We start from the raw sequence: 20,089 nt of genomic DNA, 5'->3' as shown, positions 1-20,089 counted from the left end.
GCGGATCAGCCCGCCAAGTATATGGCGTTTTGCAAGGAATGCAACATGGCAAGGAATTTGTCCGCGGCTCCACCTTTGGGCGGAGTGTCCGGCCACCCGATCGCGGTATGTGCAAAGTTGCAGTCCAGGATTGCACGTATGGGCGTTCCCAGCCCGGCCGTTCCTGCCTACCATGGGCACATCATCACTCACCAAGGAAGCCCGTCATGCCCAGCAAAGCCAGCAATCCATCCCGCCGCAACGCCCTGGTCGGCAGCGCCGCCGCCGTGGCCGCAGTCGCCCTGCCGCTGGCCGCCGCCAGCGGCAACAGCCAGGCCGCCGCCGGCGCCATGCCGCAAAAAACCGTCAGCACCATCACCACCCGCGACGGCGTCGAGATCTACTACAAGGACTGGGGCCCGCGCGGCGGCCAGCCGGTGATCCTGAGCCACGGCTGGCCGCTCAACGCCGACAGCTGGGAGTCGGCCGCCTTCCACCTGGCCAACAACGGTTTCCGCGTCATCACCCACGACCGCCGCGGCCACGGCCGCTCCAGCCAGCCGTGGGACGGCAACGACATGGACCACTACGCCGACGACCTGGCGCAGCTGATCGAAGCGCTGGACTTGAAGAACATCATCCTGGCCGGCTTCTCGACCGGCGGCGGCGAAGTGGCGCGCTACGTGGGCCGCCACGGCACCAAGCGCATCGCCAAGCTGGGCCTGATCTCGGCGGTGCCGCCGCTGATGCTGAAAACCGCCAGCAATCCGGGCGGCCTGCCGATGGAAGTATTCGACGGCATCCGCGCCGCCTCGGTCGCCAACCGCGCCCAGCTGTACCTGGACCTGGCGTCCGGCCCGTTCTACAACTACAACCGTCCGGGCGCCAAGCCGTCGCAGGGCATCATAGCCGCCTGGTACGCGCAGGGCATGCAGGCCGGCCACAAGAACACCTATGACTCGATCAAGGCCTTCTCGGAAACCGACTTCCGCGACGACCTGAAAAAGTTCGACAAGCCGACCCTGATCATCCACGGCGAGGACGACCAGATCGTGCCGATAGCCGCCGCCGGGCGCGCCTCGGCAGCGATCGTCCAGCACGCCAAACTGATCACCTACCCCGGCGCGCCGCACGGCCTGACCGACACCCACAAGGACCGCTTCAACGCCGACTTCCTGGCCTTCGCTAAATCCTGATACAGCTCCGTGCTTGTTATGTGATAAGGTTTCTGCTGTGCCAGTTCGCCACAGTGGAAACCTTATGAATATCGACACTCTCCTGCGGCTGTTTGCGCCCCCGACCGACCCGTCCCTGATCCAGTACGGCAGCTACACGCCGATGCTGGTGCTGCTCTCCATCTTGATAGCCATCTTCTCGTCCTGGATGGGCTTGCAGGTGGTGGCGCAGGCCCAGTCCAGCAAAAGCCGCAGCCTGCGCGCCCTCATGCTCGGCACCGGCAGCCTGGCGCTGGGCTGCGGCGTGTGGGCCATGCACTTCATCGGCATGCTGGCCTTTAACCTGTGCACCGAGGTCGACTACGACCACGTCACCACCATGCTGTCGGTGCTGCCCAGCCTGGCCGCCTCCGGCATCGCCCTGTCCCTCATCAGCCGCCGCCAGATCGGCACCGGCTCGCTGCTGCTGGGCGGCCTGCTGGTGGGCGCCGGCATCGGCGCCATGCACTACACCGGCATGGCGGCGATGCGCATGTCCTTCGACCTGTACTACGATCCGCTGATGTTCGGCCTGTCGATCGTGGTGGCCGTGGTGCTGGCCACGCTGGCGCTGTGGGTGCGCTTCGGCCTGCGCCTGCACACCCGCCTGCCGTCCAGCGCGCTGGGCGTGATCAGCGCCACCGTCATGGGCTGCGCCATCGCCGGCATGCACTACACCGGCATGGCCGCCGCCCGCTTCGCCGGCCGCCCGCTGGCCGGCGCCGCGCCCGAACAGAGCAGCACCTTCCTGGCGCTGGCGATCTCGCTGATCACCATCGCCATCACCATCTTCATCATGTCGGCCAACGGCCTGCTGCGCTACCGCGAACTGTTCCGCCAGAAAAGCGAAAGCGAAGCCTGGATGCGCGCCCTGCTCACCACCACCATCGACGGCGTGGTGACCGTCGACCGCGAGGGCCTGGTGCACGAGTTCAACGCCTCGGCCGAACGCATCTTCGGCTGGCGCCGCGACGAAATCGTCGGCCAGAACATCCGCATCCTGATGGACGACACCCAGCGCTCCGAGCAGGACGGCCTGCTCAACTACCTGCGCACCGAGAACTCGGCCATCCCCGGCCAGGGCAGCGAAGTGATCGCGCTGCGCAAGGACCGCAGCCGCGTGCCGATCCGGCGCGCGCTGGGCCACGCGCGGCTGGCCGAGCGCGACCTGTTCGTGCTGTTCATCACCGACATCAGCGAGCGGCGCGCCATCATGCAGGCGCTGCGCGACAGCGAGCAGCAGTTCCGCTCGCTGATCGGCAACATCCCCGGCATCTCCTTCCGCAGCAGCATGCGCTTCGACGCGCCGCCGGTGTTCGTCAGCGACGGCATCGAGCGCCTGGCCGGCTACCCGGCCAGCGACTTCGTCGGCGACGGCCGCAGCCGCACGCTGGGCAGCCTGATCGCGCCGGAAGACCGCGCCGGCGTGGAAGCGGAAATCGACCGCGCCGTCGCCGAGCTCAGCGCCTACCAGGTCGAGTACCGGCTGCGCCACGCCGACGGCCACGCCAGCTGGGTGTGGGAGCACGGCGCCGTCACCCAGGATGAAAGCGACCCCGAGCTGCGCTGGATCGACGGCGTCATCCTCGACATCAGCGAACGGCGCCAGATGGAGCAGGAGCTGCGCAAGGCCAAGGAGACGGCCGAGCAGGCCGCCGCCGCGCGCGCCAGCTTCGTGGCCAACATGAGCCACGAGATCCGCACGCCGATGAACGCCATCCTCGGCTTCACCGACGTGTTGCTGGACACCGAGCTCGACGCCAACCAGCGGCGCCACCTGGACACGGTGCGCAAGGAAGGCCGCTCGCTGCTGCGCCTGCTCAACGAAATCCTCGACACCGCCAAGCTCGACAAGGGCGCGGTGGAGCTGGAGCCGGACGACTACAGCCTGCTGGGCCTGATCGACGAGCTGGCCTCGACCTTCGGCAGCAACGCCCGCAGCAAGGGCCTGGCCATCGACATCGTGTACCACCCGTCGCTGCCGCCGTGGCTGCACGGCGACGCGCTGCGCATGCGCCAGATCCTCGGCAACCTGCTCGACAACGCCATCAAGTTCACCGCCGCCGGCAGCGTCAGCCTGCGCGCCAGCGCGGCCCAGGGCCAGCTCGAGATCGCGGTGCAGGACACCGGCATCGGCATCGCGCCGGAGCGGCTGGAGGCGATCTTCGACCCCTTCACCCAGGCCGATCCGTCGATGACGCGGCGCTTCGGCGGCACCGGCCTGGGCACCACCATCAGCCGCCAGCTGGTGGCGCTGATGGGCGGCCAGCTGTGGGCCGAGAGCACGCCCGGCCAGGGCACCACCTTCCACCTGCGGCTGCCGCTCGAGCCGGCCCGCCACGACAGCAGCCAGGCCGCCGAGCGCAGCCCCTATCCGCTGCCGCCGCTGCGGGTGCTGGCGGCCGACGACGTGCCGCAGAACCTGGAGCTGCTGACCCTGCTGATGCACAAGCGCGGCCACGCGCTGGAGCGGGCCGGCGACGGCGCCGCCGCGCTGCGCCTGTCGGCCGAACGCCCCTACGACCTGATCCTGATGGACATGCAGATGCCGCTGATGGACGGCCTGGCGGCGACGCGCGCGATCCGCGCGCGCGAGCGCGCGGCCGGCGCCCCGGCCCTGCCGATCGTCGCCATGACCGCCAGCGTGCTGGCGGCGCACCGCGAGGCCGCGTCCGCCGCCGGCATGAACGGTTTCGCCTCCAAGCCGGTGGACTGGTATGCGCTGTCGCATGAGATCGCCCGCGTGCTGGCGCTGCCGCCGCTCGAGCAGGCGCCGGCCGCGGCCGACGCGCCGGCGCGCGCGCGCGTGCTGAACCAGAAGACCGGCCTGCAGCGCTGGTCCGGCGACGAAGTCAAATACCACCAGGCGCTGCACCGCTTCGCCACCGACTACGGCGACGCCGCCACCGCGCTGGCGCGGCTGTTCTCCAGCGACAGCGAGACCCGCCTGGCCGAGGCCCAGGCCTGCTGCCACAAGGTGCGCGGCGTGGCCGCCAACCTCGGGCTGGAGCAGCTGGCCGCCACCCTGGCGCAGGCCGAAAAGCTGTGCGGTTCGCCGCAGCGCGAGGCCGGCGCCGCCACCCTGCCGACCGAACTGGCGCAGGTGCAGCGCATGCTGACCTCGCAGCTGGACGCGGCGCTGAGCGCGATCCACGCCATCGAAACCCCGCGCGCCGTGCAGCGCGAACGCGAACAGGCCGCCGCCGCCGCGGCCGCGGCGCCGTCCTTCGACGCGGCGCGCGCGCACGCGGCGGCGCAGGCGCTGCTGCCGTCGCTGCGGCGCGGCGCGCTGGACGACGCCGCGCTGGCCGCGCTGGCGAACGCCATGAGCGGCGCCGGCCTGTCGGCCGCGCTGGCGCAGCAGCTGGCGGCGCTGCACGCCGCGCTCAACGATTTCGACTTCCCACAAGCCCATGCCACGCTGCTGGAACTGGCCGCCCGCCTGGCCAAGGAGACCCCATGATCAAAGCCCCCACCAACGACCTGCCGCTGATCCTGGCGGTCGACGACGAGGCCAGCAACCTGCAGTTGCTGCGCCATATACTGCAGGACCAGTACCGCCTGCTGTTCGCCAAGGACGGCCCGCGCGCGCTGGAACTGGCGCGCCAGGAGCGGCCGCAGCTGATCCTGCTCGACGTCATGATGCCCGGCATGACCGGCTACGAAGTGTGCCTGCAATTGAAGGACGACCAGGCCACCGCCGCCATTCCGGTGATCTTCGTCACCGCGCTCAGCGACGCCAGCGACGAGGTGGTCGGCTTCGAGGCCGGCGCGGTCGACTACATCACCAAGCCGGTCAGCCCGCCCATCGTGCGCGCCCGCGTGCGCACCCACCTGTCGCTGGTGCGGGTGGACGAGCTGGCCCGCACCCGGCTGGAGATCGTCCAGCGGCTGGGCCTGGCGGCCGAATACAAGGACAATGAAACCGGCCTGCACGTGATCCGCATGAGCCACTACTCGCGCATCCTGGGCCGCGCGGCCGGCATGAGCGAGGCCGAGGCGGACGACCTGCTGCACGCGGCGCCGATGCACGACGTCGGCAAGATCGGCATCCCGGACAACATCCTGCAAAAGCCCGGCCCGCTGGAGACGGCGGAGTGGAAGGTGATGCAGACCCATGCCGCGATCGGCGGCGACATCATCGGCCAGCACCCCGGCGGCATGCTGGCGATGGCGCACCAGGTGGCGATGACGCACCACGAGAAATGGGATGGCAGCGGCTACCCGAACGGCCTGGCCGGCGAGCAGATCCCGCTGGTGGGGCGCATCGTCGCCATCGCCGACGTGTTCGACGCGCTGACCTCGGCGCGCCCGTACAAGCCGGAATGGCCGCTGCCGCAGGCGGTGGAATACCTGGAGCAGCAGCGCGGCAAGCACTTCGACGCCGAACTGGTCGACCTGTTCCTGACGCAGATGCCGGCGCTGCTGGAGATCAAGCAGCGCTGGGCGGAGCGCGGCGGCTAAGCCAGGCGCGCGGCGCGGCCGGCCAGCTGCGCCATCACCCGCACCACATGGTCGAGCTGCGCGCGGGTGTGGCCGGCGTTCATCATGAAGCGCAGCCGCGCCTGCCCCACCGGCGCCGCCGGGAACTGCACCGCGTCCACATGGATGCCTTCCTTGCGCAGCGCGATCGCGTAGCGCTGGCAGGTCTCGGCCTCGCCCATCAGCACCGGCACAATCGGCGTCTGGGTCGACAGGATGGTGTAGCCCAGCGGCGCCATCCGCTCGATGAAATAGCGCTGCTTGTCCCACAGGCGCTGGCGCCGCTGCGGCTCCTCCTGCAGCAGGTCGAGCGCCGCCAGCAGCGCGGCCGCCTGGGCCGGCGGCGGCGGGCTGGTGTAGCCGTAGGCCGAGCTGGTCAAACGGATCACGTCCGCCACCTCGCGCTCGACGGCGACGAAGCCGCCGCTCGCCCCCAGCGCCTTGCTCAACGTCCCCATCTGCATGATGCACGGGCTGTAGCAGCCGAAGTGCTCGGAGCTGCCGCCGCCGTTGGCGCCCAGCACGCCGGTGGCGTGGGCGTCGTCGAGGTACAGCAGCGCGCCGTAGCGCTCGGCCAGCGCCACCAGCTGCGGCAACGGCGCGATCGTGCCCTCCATCGAGAACACGCCGTCGCTGACGATGATCGCCGTGCTGCCCTCGTCCGCCCCCGCCTTGAGCAGCGACTCCAGATGGTTCATGTCGCCGTGGCGGTAGTTGTAGCGCAGCGCGCCCGACATCTGGATGCCTTCGCGGATGCTGACGTGGTTGTACTCGTCCGAATAGTAGGCGTACTTGTGGCGCTTGCGGGCGCGGTAGCCGTGCAGGCGCGCCAGCGTGGCGGCCTTGACGATCGACGACAGCACGCCGATATTGGCCATGTAGCCGGTGACGAACAGCACCGCGTCGCCCTTGTGCTTGAGGGCGCCGAGGCGCGCCTCCAGCGTGCGGTAGAGCTCCAGGTCGCCGCCCTGCAGGCGCGACTCGCAGTTGCCCACGCCGTAGCGCTCCAGGCCGTCCTTGGCCGCCGCCACCAGGCGCGGATGCTTGGCCAGCGCCAGGTAGTTGTTGGTGCTGAACGACACCACCGGCTCGCCGCCGGCGACGAACACCGGGTCGGGCAGCGTGCCGTGGCCCCGGGCGGCGGGATGGACCGGATGGTGCTTGAGCCAGTCGGCGATGTCGCTTAGGTCGTGCATGGAGGGGCCGGCTTGAGTGGGTAACCCTCCATGCTAGCGGCGGCCGGCTTACCGCAGGCTTGCGGTCACATTACCGATCGGATAGCAGCTAGTGTCTAGGACGACGGCGCCAGCGGCAGCAGGATGCGCGCCACCAGGCCCGGCGCGCCGTCCTCCAGCAGCAGCTCGCCGCCGTGCGCCAGCGCGGTGGCGCTGACGATGGCCAGCCCCAGGCCGTTGCCCGGCAGGTGGCGGCTGTCGTCGCCCCGGTAGAAGCGCTGCGTCACCTTGGCGCGCTCGGCCTGCGGAATGCCGGGGCCGTTGTCGTGCACCGCGATCGAGGCCAGGCCGCCGTGGAACAGGCCGGCCCGCACATGGATCGCATGGCCGGACCCGGCGTACTTGATGGCGTTGTCGAGCAGGCTGGCGACGGCGCTGGCGAGCAGGTTGCGGTCGCCGTCCACGTACAGGTGCTCGGGCGCGTCCACCGTCAGGCTCACGCCGCCGTCCTCGGCGCTGGCCTCGTACATCTCGCCGATGTCGGTGGCGATGTGGCCCAGGTCGAGCCGCTCGAACAGCCGGCTGCGCATGCCCGACTCGGCCTCGGCGATCTGCAGCAGGCGCTCGAACAGCCGGATCAGGTCGTCGATATCCTCGATCGCGTCGTGCGCGGCGCAGGACAGGCCCGGCACCGTGGCCTGGTGCCGCAGCGCGTCGTCGAGCTTGCTGCGCACGCGGCCCAGCGGCGTGCGCAGGTCGTGGGCGATGGCGTTCGAGACGTGGCGGATGCCGTCCATCAGCAGCTCGATGCGGTCGAGCATGCGGTTGATGTCGCGCCCCAGCAGCGCGAACTCGTCGCGCCCGCTGACCGGGATGCGCGAGCTGAGGTCGCCCGCCTCGATGTGGGCGGCGGTGCGGCGGATCGCGCCCAGGCGCCGCTCCACCAGGCGCCGGAACAGCAGCGCGCCGGCCACCGTCAGCAGCAGCGACACGCCGGCGCCGGCCAGCAGCGCGCGCCAGATCACGCCGCGCACCGCCTCCTGCTCGCTGAGGTCGCGCCCGACGACGAGCACGCCGCCGCCGTCGAGCGGACGCAGGTACAGCCGCGCCGGCGCCGGGCGGCCGTCGCGCGTGACCACGGTGCTGAGCAGGGTGGCGCCGTCGCCGCGGTCACCACGGTCGATGCGCGCGGCCGCCGCCGGCCAGGCGCCCAGGTTGCCGGCCAGCGGCCGGCCGTCGGCCGCCAGCAGCTCAAAGATTTCGCGGTCGCTGTCGATGCCGTCGTCCAGCTGGCGCCGCACCTCGGCCAGCAGCGCGCCGTGGGCCTGGCCGGCGGCATGGGTCAGCAGGCGGTCCGACTGGGCGACGATGCGGCCATCGATATCCCGGTCCAGCACGCCCACCGTGCCGTGGTAGAACACCGCCGACACCAGCACGATGGAGGCCGTGCCCAGCACGCCGTAGCCCAGCACCAGCCGGGCGGCGATCGAGGCGCGCAGCGTGATCATGTCAGGCCGGAGCGTCCGCGGCCGGCGGCCCGGCCTCGTCGGGCGCGGCCGCCCCCATGCGGTAGCCGACGCCGCGCAGGGTGTGGATCAGCATGACGGGAAAATCCTTGTCGACCTTGGCGCGCAGGCGGCTGATCTGGACGTCGATGACGTTGGTCTGCGGGTCGAAGTGGTAGTCCCACACCGATTCGAGCAGCATGGTGCGGGTCACCACCTGGTTGACGTTGCGCATCAGGTACTCCAGCAGCCGGTACTCGCGCGGCTGCAGCGCGATGACCTTGGCGCCGCGCGTGACGCGCAGGGTGCGCAGGTCCAGCTTCAGGTCCGCCACCTGCAGCTGCGAGCTGTCGGCGCCGGGCGCGCTGCGCCGCTGCAGCGCCTCGATGCGCGCCAGCAGCTCGGAAAAGGCGAACGGCTTGGACAGGTAGTCGTCGGCGCCGCCGCGCAGGCCACTGACGCGGGCGTCGATCGAGGTCAGCGCGGAAACGATGATGACCGGGGTCTGCTTGCCCAGCGCGCGCAGCTTGTCGACGATGGACAGGCCGTCGATGCGGCCCGGCAGCATGCGGTCGAGGATGATGATGTCCCAGTCGTTGCCGACCGCGAGGTCGAGCCCGTCCGGGCCGTTGTCGCAGGCGCTGACCAGGTAGCCCGCTTCGCGCAAGCCCTTGCAGATGTAATTCGAGGTTTCGGCTTCGTCTTCAATAACCAGGCAGCGCACGCGGGTCTCCGGGATTCAGGGTGGTGGCGGCTATTCTACCCTGCGGCGCGGCGGCGAAGTGGAGCGCGGTGGTGAACTCCCGCCCGGACGACGTCGTTGCGTCGCACAGGGGGTGGCGCCGGCTTGGCAGCGTCATTGATGAGGACCATCGGCAGGGCGCGGAGTTCGACCGCCATCATAGCCGCGCCCGCCATTGGCGCACTTGCGCCAGATCAAGCGGCGCGCTTGCGCCCGGCCAGTTCGGTGTACAGCGCGTGGTAGTTGCGCGCCATGGTCTCGGCGGTGAACAGTTCCCAGTAGCGCGCCTCGGCGCGGCGGCCCATCTCGGCGGCCCGTTGCGGCTGCTCCCACAGCGTGCGCATGGCGGCGCCGAAGGCTGGCGCGTCGTCGGGCGGCACCACCAGCCCGGTCTCGTTGTCGATGTTGATGTAGGTGGTGCCGGTGCCGATCTCGCTGGAGATCATCGGCTTGCCGTACATCGCCCCTTCCAGCAGCGAGATGCCGAACGCCTCCGAGCGCAGGTGCGAGGGGAACACCATCGCGTAGCACAGCTCCAGCAGCGCCACCTTGTCGAGCTCCTCGACCGCGCCGACGAACAGCACGTGCGTCAGGCCGAGGCGCTGCGCGTGTTCCTTGAGCTCCTGCTCGATCGGGCCGGCGCCGACGATCACCACCGGGTAGTCCAGGTTGGCCATGGCGTCGAGCAGGATGTGCAGGCCCTTGTAGTAGCGCAGCACGCCGACGAACAGGAAGAAGCGCTCGCCGCAGCGGGCGCGCCACTGGTCCTTGAGCGCCTCGGGCGGCCGCGGATAGATGGTCTTGTCCAGGCCGTAGGTGATGGTGCGGGTCTTGTGCTCGAAGCGCTTGAGCACCGGCGACGAGGCCAGGTAGTTGGGCGAGGTGGCGACGATGGTGTCGATGCTGCCCAGGAAGCGGCGCTTGAGCGGGCTGTACACGCGCAGCAGGTTTTTCTGGCGCACGATGTCGGAGTGGTAGGTCACCACGCTGGGCTTGTCGATGCGCGCCATGAAGTGCGCCAGGTCCATGAACGGCCACGGGAAGTGGTAGTGGATCACGTCGGCCTCGCGCGCCAGGCGCGCCAGCTGGCGGATCGCCGCGAACGAGAAGCCGGTGGAGGCGATCTCGAAATCGAGCGGCATGCGGTGCACGGTGTGGCCTTCGAACTCGATCTTGGTCGGGCCGCGGTCGCGCGTCAGGGTCAGCACTTCGTTGGTCACGCCAAGGCGGCCGGTGCCCACGCACAGCTGGCGTATCACTTGCTCGATGCCGCCCCAGGTATCGGGGTAGTAGGTCTTGTAAAAATGGAGGACGCGCATTAGCAGCTTCGGTGATGCTTCAATTGGAAAGGACCTGGTGGTACACGGCGACGGTGCGGCGCGCCGCCGCGTCCCAGGTCAGTTCGAGCGCGCGGCGGCGGCCGGCGGCGATGCAGCGCTGGCGCAGTGCGTCGTCGCGCGCCAGCGTGGTCATCGCGGCGGTGATGTCCGGCACCGACAGCGGATCGAATTCCAGCGCCGCGCCCTGCGCCACTTCCGGCAGCGAGGTGGCGTTGGAGGTGGCCACCGGCACGCCGCTGGCGAAGGCTTCCACCAGCGGCAGGCCGAAGCCCTCGTGCAGCGACGGGAAGATGAAGGCGCCGGCGCCGGCGTACAGGTGGTGCAGCTGGGCGTCGTCGGTCAGCTGGCTGAGCCAGATGACGTTTTCGCCGCGCTGGCCGGCGGCCTTGATCTGCGCCACCAGCTCGTCGCTGAGCCAGCCCGGCGCGCCGACGATCACCAGCTGGCGCGCGGCGCGCAGCACCGGCGGCAGGGCCAGGTAGGCTTCCAGCAGGCGGCCGACGTTCTTGCGCGGCTGCAGCGTGCCGACGAACAGGAAGTAGCCGGCGTTCAGGCCGTAGCGCGCCAGCGTGGCGTCGCGCGCCTCCGGCGCCGGCGCCTCGAACCATTCGGGACGCACGCCGTGGTGCACCACGCTGATCTTGCGCTCATCGACGCCGAAGCATTCGACCAGTTCGCGGATCGAGTAGTGGGAACCGGTGATCACGTGCTGGGCGCGGCGCGCGGCCTGGATCTGCAGCCAGTTCTTCAGGCCGCGCAGGCGCGGCTTGCACCACTCGGGATGGGCGATCGGCACGGCGTCGTGCAGGGTCGCCACCACCGGGCAGTCCATGCGCACGATGCGGTAGTCGGTGGCGTGGAACAGGTCCAGCGGCGGCGCGTCCTTGCCCGCCAGCCGGCTGACGTTCATGTGCACCGACGACGGCAGCAGCAGGTTGCCCAGCGTCGCCAGCGGGAACGACAGCGGCAGCGCGCGGCCCACCGTCAGGCGCTCGGCGGCGCCCGGCGACGGGAAGGAAAACGGTACAACCTCGGCGCCGGCCTGCGGCAGATGTTCCAGCAGCGCGCGGCTGTACACGCCCATGCCGTCGAGCCGGCCGCCGGTCAGCGCCGGTTCGGCGGTGGTGGTGGACAGGCCCACGCGCAGCATGCGCGCGGCCGTGCTTGGCGCGCCGCTCACGCCGAGTACATCCAGCGCAGCGTGTCGGCCAGCGGCAGCGTCGGCAGCGGGCCGATGACGGCCTGCAGGCGGGCGTTGTCGCCGACCAGCCGCACCACTTCATTGGCGCGCACGAAGGCCGGGTTGACGTGGACGTTGATCGGGTAGCCGGCGATGTCGGCCATCATGGCCAGCGCCTCGCCCAGCGACCAGGCCTGGCCGGAGCAGATGTTGAAGGTCTGGCCGATGGCGGCGGGGCCGGCGGCCAGCAGGCGGCGGTAGCTGTGCGCCACCGTGCGCACGTCGGAAAAGTCGCGCCACACGTGCAGGTTGCCCAGCTCGATGTCGGCGGCGCGGCGGCGGAAGTGGCCGACGATCTTCGGCAGCAGGAAGTTCTCGTGCTGGCCGACGCCGGTGTAGTTGAACGGCCGCACCACGATCAGCGGCAGCTTGTCGCGCCACAGGCGCGCCATGTACTCCATGGCCAGCTTGCTGACCGCGTAATCGTTGGCCGGCGCGGCCGGCACGTCCTCGCCGATCACGCCGACGTCGGTATTGCCGTAGATATTGGCGCTCGAGGCCAGCAGCACGGCCGACGGCTGGTGCTCGGCGGCAGCCAGCGCCTCGAGCAGGTTGCGGGTGCCGGCCACGTTGACGCGGTAGATCTGTTCGACGTCGCCGTGGCCGACGAAGGCGATGGCGGCCAGGTGGGCCACCACGTCCGGCCGCACCTGGGCCACCACGGCGGCCAGGCCGGCGCGGTCGTTCAGGTCGACGGCGAACTGGCGCTCGCCGGGCGCGTGGCCGGGCGTGATGGTGCCGTAGACTTGGTAGCCGGCGGCGCGCAGCTCCTGTTCGACATAGCGGCCGGTGAACCCGGACAGCCCCGTGACCAGGGCGCGCTTGCCCATGCCTTCAGCAGCCATCATATTCCCTTAGAAAGAGAAACCGGCTTTGTTGCGGCGCAGATCGGCCTCGACCATCATCTGGCACAGCTGCTCCAGCGTGGTCTTGGGCTTCCAGCCCAGTTCCTTCTCGGCCTTGGCCGGGTCGCCGATCAGCAGCTCCACCTCGGCCGGACGGTAGAACTTCGGATTGACGCGCACCAGCACCTTGCCGGTTTTCTTGCAGGTGCCGATTTCGTGGTCGGCCTCGCCGCTCCACGCCAGCGCCACGTCGACCGCCTTGAACGCCATGCTGACGAAGTCGCGCACGGTTTCGGTGCGGTTGGTGGCCAGCACATAGGTGTCCGGCTGGTCGGCCTGCAGGATGCGCCACATGCCTTCGACGTATTCCTTGGCGTAGCCCCAGTCGCGCTTGGCGTCCAGGTTGCCCAGTTCCAGCACGTCGAGCTGGCCCAGGTGGATCTTGGCCACCGAGTCGGTGATCTTGCGGGTGACGAACTCACGGCCGCGCAGCGGCGACTCGTGGTTGAACAGGATGCCGGAGCAGCCGAAGATGCCATAGGATTCGCGGTAGTTCACGGTCATCCAGTGGGCATACAGCTTGGCCACGCCGTACGGGCTGCGCGGGTAGAACGGGGTGTCTTCTTTTTGCGGCACGGCCTGCACCTTGCCGAACATTTCCGAGGTCGACGCCTGGTAGAAGCGGATCTTCGGATTGACGATGCGGATGGCTTCGAGCAGGTTGACCGGGCCGATGCCGGTGATTTCCGCGGTGGTGACCGGCTGTTCGAAGGAGACGCCGACGAAGCTTTGCGCCGCCAGGTTGTAGACCTCGTCGGGCTGCGCGCTTTGCAGCAGGCGGATATTGGAGCCCAGGTCGGTCAGGTCGTACTCGACCAGGTTCAGATTCGGATGGGACTGGATGCCCAGTTCCTCGATACGCCAGAAATTCACCGAGCTGGTGCGGCGATAGGTGCCGGTGACGTGATAGCCTTTTTCCAGCAGCAGTTCCGCCAGATAAGCGCCATCCTGGCCGGTAATGCCCGTAATCAGGGCTCTTTTTGTTTTATTCATGGTGACTGACCATCCAAATCATGGGTGACTTTACAACCCGCTATTGTAACAGAGCGCTAATGTCCCACTTCTCACCAATTATATCGATTACATCCCTTACATCTTGTTACCATCAGCGACAGTGATGACTAAAAATAATTGACCCGCAAGCAAAAAAAAGGGGGTCAAGTCTGACAATCGGACACGAGCTCTACCGTAATGCGGGCTACGGTAGAGCTCGTGTCCGATTGTCAGACTTGACCCCCGTGGTTTGACCCCCGTGGTTTTAGACCTTGCGCTGGGCCACCGCGTCGACCACGCACAGCGCGGTCATGTTGACGATGCGGCGCACCGTGGCCGACGGCGTCAGGATGTGCACCGGCTTGGCGCAGCCCAACAAAATCGGGCCGACCGCGATGCCGTTGCCGGCCGCCGTCTTCACCAGGTTGTAGGCGATGTTGGCGGCGTCGATGTTCGGCATCACCAGCAGGTTGGCGTCGCCGGTCAAGGTGGTGCCCGGCATCATCGAGTTGCGCAGCTTGGCGTCGAGCGCGGTGTCGCCGTGCATTTCGCCGTCCACTTCCAGCGACGGGTCCATCTGCCTGACCAGCTCCAGCGCGGCGCGCATCTTCTGCGCCGATTCGCTGTTGGACGAGCCGAAGTTGGAATGCGACAGCAGCGCCGCGCGCGGCGACAGGCCGAAACGGCGCATCTCTTCGGCCGCCATCACCGTGATCGCCGCCAGTTCCTTGGCGTTCGGGTTCTCGTTGACGTGGGTGTCGACCATCACCAGCTGGCGCTCAGGCATGATCAGCACGTTCATCGCGGCGTACACGCAGGCGCCGTCGCGCTTGCCCAGCACCTGGTCGATGTAGTGCAGGTGCAGCTGGGTGGTGCCGAAGGTGCCGCAGATCATGCCGTCGGCGTCGCCCTTCTTGATCATCATGGCACCGATCAGCGAGTGGCGGCGGCGCATTTCCAGCTTGGCGTATTCCTGCGTCACGCCTTTGCGGGCGGTCAGCTCGTAGTACGCCTGCCAGTATTCGCGGTAGCGCTCGTCGTGGTCGGGGTTGATCACGTCGAAGTCCACGCCCTGCTTCAGGCGCAGGCCGAACTTGGTGATGCGGGTTTCCAGCACCGCCGGACGGCCGACCAGGATCGGACGGGCCAGCTTTTCGTCGACGATCACCTGCACCGCGCGCAGGATGCGCTCTTCTTCGCCCTCGGCGTAGACGATGCGCTTGAGCTCGTTGGCGGTCTTCTTGGCCACCTGGAACAGCGGCTTCATGAAGGTGCCGCTGCGGTAGACGAACTGTTGCAGGCTGTCGGCGTAGGCTTGCAGGTCCTTGATCGGACGGGTGGCGACGCCCGATTCCTCGGCCGCCCTGGCCACGGCCGGGGCGATCTTGATCAGCAGGCGCGGGTCGAACGGCATCGGGATCAGGTACTCGGGACCGAACGACAGGTTGCTGAAGCCGTAGGTGGTGGCGACGATGTCGGACTGCTCGGCGTGGGCCAGCTCGGCGATCGCGCGCACCACGGCGATTTCCATTTCGCGGGTGATGGTGGTGGCGCCGCAATCGAGCGCGCCGCGGAAGATGTAGGGGAAGCACAGCACGTTGTTGACCTGGTTCGGATAGTCCGAACGGCCGGTGCAGATGATGGCGTCGCCGCGCACCGCCTTGACGTCTTCCGGCAGGATTTCCGGATTCGGATTGGCCAGCGCCAGGATCAGCGGATTGGGCGCCATGGCCTTGACCATGTCCTGTTTCAACACGCCGCCGGCCGACAGGCCGAGGAAGATGTCGGCGTCGCTGATCACTTCGGCCAGGGTGCGGGCCGAGGTTTCACGGGCGAAGCGTTCCTTGTCCGGGTCCATCAATTCCTGGCGGCCCTTGTAGACCACGCCGGCCAGGTCGGTGACGTAGATGTTTTCCAGCGGGAAGCCGAGGTCGACGATCAGGTCCAGGCAGGCCAGCGCGGCCGCGCCGGCGCCCGACACCACCAGCTTGCAGTTGGCGATGTCCTTGCCGACGTACTGGATGCCGTTCATGATGGCGGCGCCGACGATGATGGCGGTGCCGTGCTGGTCGTCGTGGAAGACCGGGATCTTCATCCGTTCGCGCAGCTGGCGCTCGATGTAGAAGCACTCGGGCGCCTTGATGTCTTCCAGGTTGACGCCGCCGAAGGTCGGCTCCAGCGAGGCGATGATGTCGACCAGCTTGTCCGGGTCCAGCTCGTTGATCTCGATGTCGAACACGTCGATGCCGGCGAATTTCTTGAACAGCACGCCCTTGCCTTCCATCACAGGCTTGGCCGCCAGCGGGCCGATATTGCCCAGGCCCAGCACGGCGGTGCCGTTGGTGATGACCGCGACCAGGTTGCCGCGCGCCGTGTATTTATAGGCGTTGGCCGGGTCGATGACGATTTCCTCGCACGGCGCGGCCACGCCCGGCGAGTAGGCCAGCGCCAGGTCGCGCTGGTTGGTCAGTTGCTTGGTCGGCGTGACGCTGATCTTGCCTGGCGTCGGGCACTCGTGGTATTCGAGCGCCGCGAGGCGCAATTGTTGACGAAGTTCTTCTTTTTTATCAGATGACGAATCCATGCTGTGCGGCCTTCCTGTTTGTACTGTCGGAAAGCTTCCGATTTTATCAGACCAATTCTTTCAATTAAGTAGGTATTTTCACCAACAGCTATGACTGATATCAGCATTATTTATGATTCAGGGCAACATCAGCCGAATTTTTGACGTTTTTAGCGGCATTAACCTATCAATAGCTCCAATATAATCAATTTTCTACACCTATCACTATTTTGTATCGCGTGATGAAATTTGATTGAAAATACCAATTAAGCATGGCGGCGGCGGCCGGGCGGGCGGGTTTCAGTACAATAGGCGCATGCTCTCAGAATTCGACCTCATCCAGCAATACTTCCAGCGCCCGCAGCACGCGGCCCGCGCCACGCTCGGCATCGGCGACGATTGCGCCCTGCTCACCCCCACGCCCGGCATGCAAACGGCGATCTCGTCCGACATGCTGGTCGAGGGCCGCCACTTCTTCGCCGGCGAGGACGCCGCCCGCCTGGGCCACAAGGCGCTGGCGGTCAACCTGTCGGACCTGGCGGCGATGGGCGCGCGCCCGGTCGGCTTTACCCTCGCGCTGGCGCTACCGTCGGCCGACCGCGACTGGCTGGCCGGCTTTTCCAAGGGCCTGTTCGCGCTGGCCGACGCCTACAACATCGAGCTGGTCGGCGGCGACACCACCAAGGGCCCGCTCAACATCTGCATCACCGTGTTCGGCGAAGTGCGGCCGGGCCAGGCGCTGCGGCGCGCCGCGGCCCAGCCGGACGACGACATCTGGATCTCCGGCACCCTGGGCGACGCCCGCCTGGCGCTGGCCGGCTACCGGCTGGAGCAAGCGATGGACGCCGCCAGCCTGCTGGCGGCCGCCGCGCGCCTGCACACGCCGACGCCGCGCGTGGCGCTGGGCACGCTGCTGGCCGAACAGGGCATCGCCCGCGCCGCGATCGACATCTCCGACGGCCTGGTGAGCGACCTCGGGCACATCCTCAAGCTATCGCGGGTGGGCGCCACGCTGGACGTCGACGCGCTGCCGGCCGGCGCCGTGCTGGCCACGCGCGAGACGGCGCTGCGGCGCGCCTACACCGCCGCCGGCGGCGACGACTACGAACTGTGCTTCACCGCACCGGCCTCGGCGCGCGCGGCGGTGCTGGCGGCGGCCGCCAGCGTGGCCACGCCGGTCACCCGCGTCGGCCGCATCGAGGCCGCGCCCGGCCTGCGCCTGGTGGACGCCGCCGGCGCCGCGCTCGACCTGCAACTCCACGGCTTCGATCACTTCACGTCCTGAAGCGCGGTGACGTCCTCGCCCGGATGGCCAACCAGCCGGCCGCTGCCGTGCATCAGCCAGTAGTGGTGGAAGGCCAGGCGGATGTTGTCGCGCAGCTGGGTGTCGTCCCACGGCTTGGTGTAGAAGCGGTAGATGGCGCCGCGGTTGATCGAGTCGAGCACCGCGTCCAGCCCGGTGTAGCCGGACAGGATGATGCGTATCGTCTCCGGATACATCTCCTTGACCTTGCTGAGGAACTCGGTGCCGCTCATGCCTGGCATGCGCTGGTCGCACACGATCACCTGCACCGCGTGCAGCGCCAGCAGCTCGAAGCCCTCGCCCGGCGTGGCCGCCGTCAGGATCTGGTAGCCGTCGCGGCGGAACAGCCGGTGCAGCGAGGACAGCACGTTGACGTCGTCGTCGACGATCAGCAGCGTCTGCGCCGGCTGGCCCTGCTGCGCCGGGTCCGGCGGCAGGCAGTGGCCGGTCAGCACCAGCTCGCCCATCTCCAGCGGCGCCACCGGGCGGCTGAAGTAATAGCCCTGGATCTCGTCGCAGCGGCTGCGCCGCAGGTACTCCAACTGGGCGCGCGTCTCCACCCCTTCGGCGATCACCCGCAGCTTCAGGCTGTGCGCCATGCTGATGATGGCCTGGGCGATGGCGGCGTCGTTGGGGTTGGTGGTGATGTCGCGCACGAAAGCGATGTCGATCTTCAGCTTGTCGATCGGGAAGCGCTGCAGATACGCCAGCGATGAATAGCCGGTGCCGAAGTCGTCGATCGCCACCTTCAGGCCCAGCGCCTTCAGGCTGGTCAACACGCTGATGGTGCGCTCGGTGTTGGACATCAGCGCGGTCTCGGTCAGCTCCAGCTCGAGCAGCTCGGGCGGGACGTCGTGGCGCAGCAGCGCGCTGCGCACCATCAGCTCCAGGTCGCCCTCGACGAACTGGCGGCTGGCGACGTTGACCGCCACCCGCACCGGCCCAACGTCGCTGCGCAGCCAGGCGCCGATCTGGCGGCAGGCGGCGTCGATGATCCAGGCGCCGACCCGCACGATCAGGCCGGTATCCTCCAGCACCGGCACGAACTCGGCCGGATACACCAGGCCGCAGCCGGGCCGCTGCCAGCGCAGCAGCGCCTCGGCGCCGGCGATCTCGCCGCTGTGCAGGTTGACCTTGGGCTGGTAGTGCAGCAGCAGCTCGTTGTGCTCGAGCGCGCGGCGCAGCGCCAGCTCCATGTCCAGCCGCGCCAGCACCTGCACGTTCATGCCGGCGGTGAAGAAGCGGTAGCCGTCGCGCCCGGCCTGCTTGGCGCGCGCCATTGCGGTGTCGGCGTACTTGACCAGGGTGTGCGGATCGGTGGCGTCGTCCGGGTACATGGCGATGCCGATGCTGGCGCTGAGCGCGGCCGGGTGGCCGTCCAGGTCGAACGGCAGGCGCAGCGCCTCGCGCACCTCGTTGGCCACGTGCACCGCGTCCTGCTGGTCGCGCGTCATGGTCAGGATCAGCGCGAACTCGTCGCCGCCCATGCGCCCGACGGTGTCGCGGATGCGCACGCACTGCACCAGCCGGTTGCTGAACTGGCGCAGCAGCTCGTCGCCCAGCGCCGCGCCCAGCGAATCGTTGATGTTCTTGAAGCGGTCCAGCGCGATGAACAGCACCACGATGCGCCACGCCTTTTCCTGCGCCAGCGCGATGGCGTCGCCCAGGGTCTGGAAGAACAGCGTGCGGTTGGGCAGGCCGGTCAGGCCGTCGTAGTGGGCCATGTGCTGCAACAGCTCCTCGGACTGGCGGCGCTCGCTGATGTCGCGCGCCACGCCCAGCAGGATGGTGGGCTGGCCGGGGCGCTGCAACAGTTGCCAGTACAGCTCCACCGGCACCGCGATCAGGTCGCGCCGCATCAGCTCCAGCTCCAGCAGCTCGGGCGCGCGCGCCGGGCCGACGGCGGCGGCGAAAGCGATCAGGCGCTCGGCCTGCTCGCACAGCGCGGCCGGCGCGCCCAGGCCGATGCGGCTGGCGGTCTGGCCCAGCATTTCGCTGCGCGGATAGCCCAGCATGCGGCAGGCGCCGTCGTTGACGTCGACCAGCTCGGCGCTGGCCGCGTCGAGCAGGAAGATGGCGTCGGCGGTGGCGTCCATGGCGCTGCGGAAGCGCTGCAGCTCGGCGGTGCGCTCGCGCACGGTGCGCTCCAGCAGCGCGTTGTAGCCGCGCGTTTCGCGGTGCAGCAGGCGCACTTCCAGCATGTTGCGGATGCGGGTCAGCACCTCGACCGGGTCGAAGGGCTTGCTGACGAAATCGCGCGCGCCCAGTTCCAGCGCCTTGATCTTGTGGTCGGGCTGGGCGGTGACCACCAGCACCGGCAGCCAGGCCTCGGTTTCCAGCGGCCGGATCGCCTCCATCACGTCGAAGCCGGTCATGCCCGGCATCTGCAGGTCGAGGATGATCAGGTCGTACTGGTGCTCGGCGTGCCAGCCGGCCACCACGTGCGGATCGGTGGTGGAGCTGACGGCGGTGTAGCCGGTGGACTTGAGCAGGAACTCCAGCAATTCCACGTTCACCGGCTGATCGTCGACGATCAGGATGCTGGCGTTGAAGATGTCGGTCTGGCTGATCATGGGATGCGCCTCCGTGCGGTCGCCGATGAGCCGGCGTGATGGCCGGTTCGGACCGCTTCCTGTACCTGAGCAAGC

13 protein-coding genes are annotated in these 20,089 nt (G+C 68.6%); 4 read left to right on the top strand and 9 right to left on the bottom strand.

The window, feature by feature from the left end; translation table 11 throughout:
* The first annotated feature begins 206 nt into the window (after window positions 1–206).
* From KVP70_RS31095 to KVP70_RS31085, 3 genes are all read left to right on the top strand, one after another.
* Window positions 207–1,175 carry an alpha/beta fold hydrolase gene (locus tag KVP70_RS31095; protein WP_217946248.1) on the top strand — a complete coding sequence of 323 codons (969 nt, stop codon included), beginning with the start codon at window positions 207–209 and terminating at the stop codon, window positions 1,173–1,175.
* Between the two features lie 64 nt (window positions 1,176–1,239).
* Window positions 1,240–4,656 carry an MHYT domain-containing protein gene (locus tag KVP70_RS31090; protein WP_217946247.1) on the top strand — a complete coding sequence of 1,139 codons (3,417 nt, stop codon included), beginning with the start codon at window positions 1,240–1,242 and terminating at the stop codon, window positions 4,654–4,656.
* Entirely contained in the window at window positions 4,653–5,657 is a 1,005-nt protein-coding gene (locus KVP70_RS31085; RefSeq protein WP_217946246.1) for an HD-GYP domain-containing protein, read from the top strand. The genes KVP70_RS31090 and KVP70_RS31085 overlap by 4 nt, the downstream gene beginning before the upstream one ends.
* Here KVP70_RS31085 and KVP70_RS31080 read toward each other — a convergent pair.
* The 8 genes from KVP70_RS31080 to KVP70_RS31045 form a co-directional block, all read right to left on the bottom strand.
* On the bottom strand, window positions 5,654–6,871 hold the full coding sequence (locus tag KVP70_RS31080) for an aminotransferase class I/II-fold pyridoxal phosphate-dependent enzyme (protein ID WP_217946245.1): 1,218 nt from the start codon (window positions 6,869–6,871) through the stop codon (window positions 5,654–5,656). The two genes, KVP70_RS31085 and KVP70_RS31080, sit on opposite strands and share 4 nt — an antisense overlap.
* A 95-nt stretch (window positions 6,872–6,966) precedes the next feature.
* Entirely contained in the window at window positions 6,967–8,358 is a 1,392-nt protein-coding gene (locus KVP70_RS31075; RefSeq protein WP_217946244.1) for a sensor histidine kinase, read from the bottom strand.
* Between the two features lies 1 nt (window position 8,359).
* Window positions 8,360–9,079 carry a winged helix-turn-helix domain-containing protein gene (locus KVP70_RS31070; protein ID WP_217946243.1) on the bottom strand — a complete coding sequence of 240 codons (720 nt, stop codon included), beginning with the start codon at window positions 9,077–9,079 and terminating at the stop codon, window positions 8,360–8,362.
* Window positions 9,080–9,291: 212 nt separating this feature from the next.
* Window positions 9,292–10,416: a glycosyltransferase family 4 protein gene (locus KVP70_RS31065; protein ID WP_217946242.1), complete on the bottom strand. Its 1,125-nt coding sequence runs from the start codon at window positions 10,414–10,416 to the stop codon at window positions 9,292–9,294.
* Between the two features lie 19 nt (window positions 10,417–10,435).
* The gene (locus KVP70_RS31060) at window positions 10,436–11,617 is read right to left on the bottom strand and encodes a glycosyltransferase family 4 protein (protein WP_217946241.1); all 1,182 of its coding nucleotides are present in this window, start codon (window positions 11,615–11,617) and stop codon (window positions 10,436–10,438) included.
* Complete coding sequence (locus KVP70_RS31055; protein ID WP_217946261.1) at window positions 11,614–12,522, bottom strand: GDP-mannose 4,6-dehydratase; 909 nt, start codon at window positions 12,520–12,522, stop codon at window positions 11,614–11,616. The genes KVP70_RS31060 and KVP70_RS31055 overlap by 4 nt, the downstream gene beginning before the upstream one ends.
* A gap of 9 nt (window positions 12,523–12,531) precedes the next feature.
* On the bottom strand, window positions 12,532–13,575 hold the full coding sequence (gene gmd / locus KVP70_RS31050) for a GDP-mannose 4,6-dehydratase (RefSeq protein ID WP_217946240.1): 1,044 nt from the start codon (window positions 13,573–13,575) through the stop codon (window positions 12,532–12,534).
* 265 nt (window positions 13,576–13,840) lie between these two features.
* Window positions 13,841–16,159: an NADP-dependent malic enzyme gene (locus KVP70_RS31045; protein ID WP_217946239.1), complete on the bottom strand. Its 2,319-nt coding sequence runs from the start codon at window positions 16,157–16,159 to the stop codon at window positions 13,841–13,843.
* A 295-nt stretch (window positions 16,160–16,454) separates the two neighbouring features.
* Here KVP70_RS31045 and thiL point away from each other — a divergent pair, with 295 nt between their 5' ends.
* Window positions 16,455–17,423 carry a thiamine-phosphate kinase gene (thiL, locus tag KVP70_RS31040; RefSeq protein WP_217946238.1) on the top strand — a complete coding sequence of 323 codons (969 nt, stop codon included), beginning with the start codon at window positions 16,455–16,457 and terminating at the stop codon, window positions 17,421–17,423.
* Here the strand turns inward: thiL and KVP70_RS31035 are convergent.
* Window positions 17,408–20,014, bottom strand: coding sequence for an EAL domain-containing protein (locus KVP70_RS31035; protein WP_217946237.1), 2,607 nt, complete (start codon window positions 20,012–20,014; stop codon window positions 17,408–17,410). The genes thiL and KVP70_RS31035 overlap by 16 nt on opposite strands.
* Between the last annotated feature and the right edge of the window lie 75 nt (window positions 20,015–20,089).

The sequence above is a fragment of the Duganella violaceipulchra genome, assembly GCF_019166075.1.
Lineage (GTDB): Bacteria > Pseudomonadota > Gammaproteobacteria > Burkholderiales > Burkholderiaceae_D > Rugamonas > Rugamonas violaceipulchra.
The sequence above is the reverse complement of the archived record's forward strand: the minus strand, read 5'-3'. Positions and strand labels throughout refer to the sequence as shown.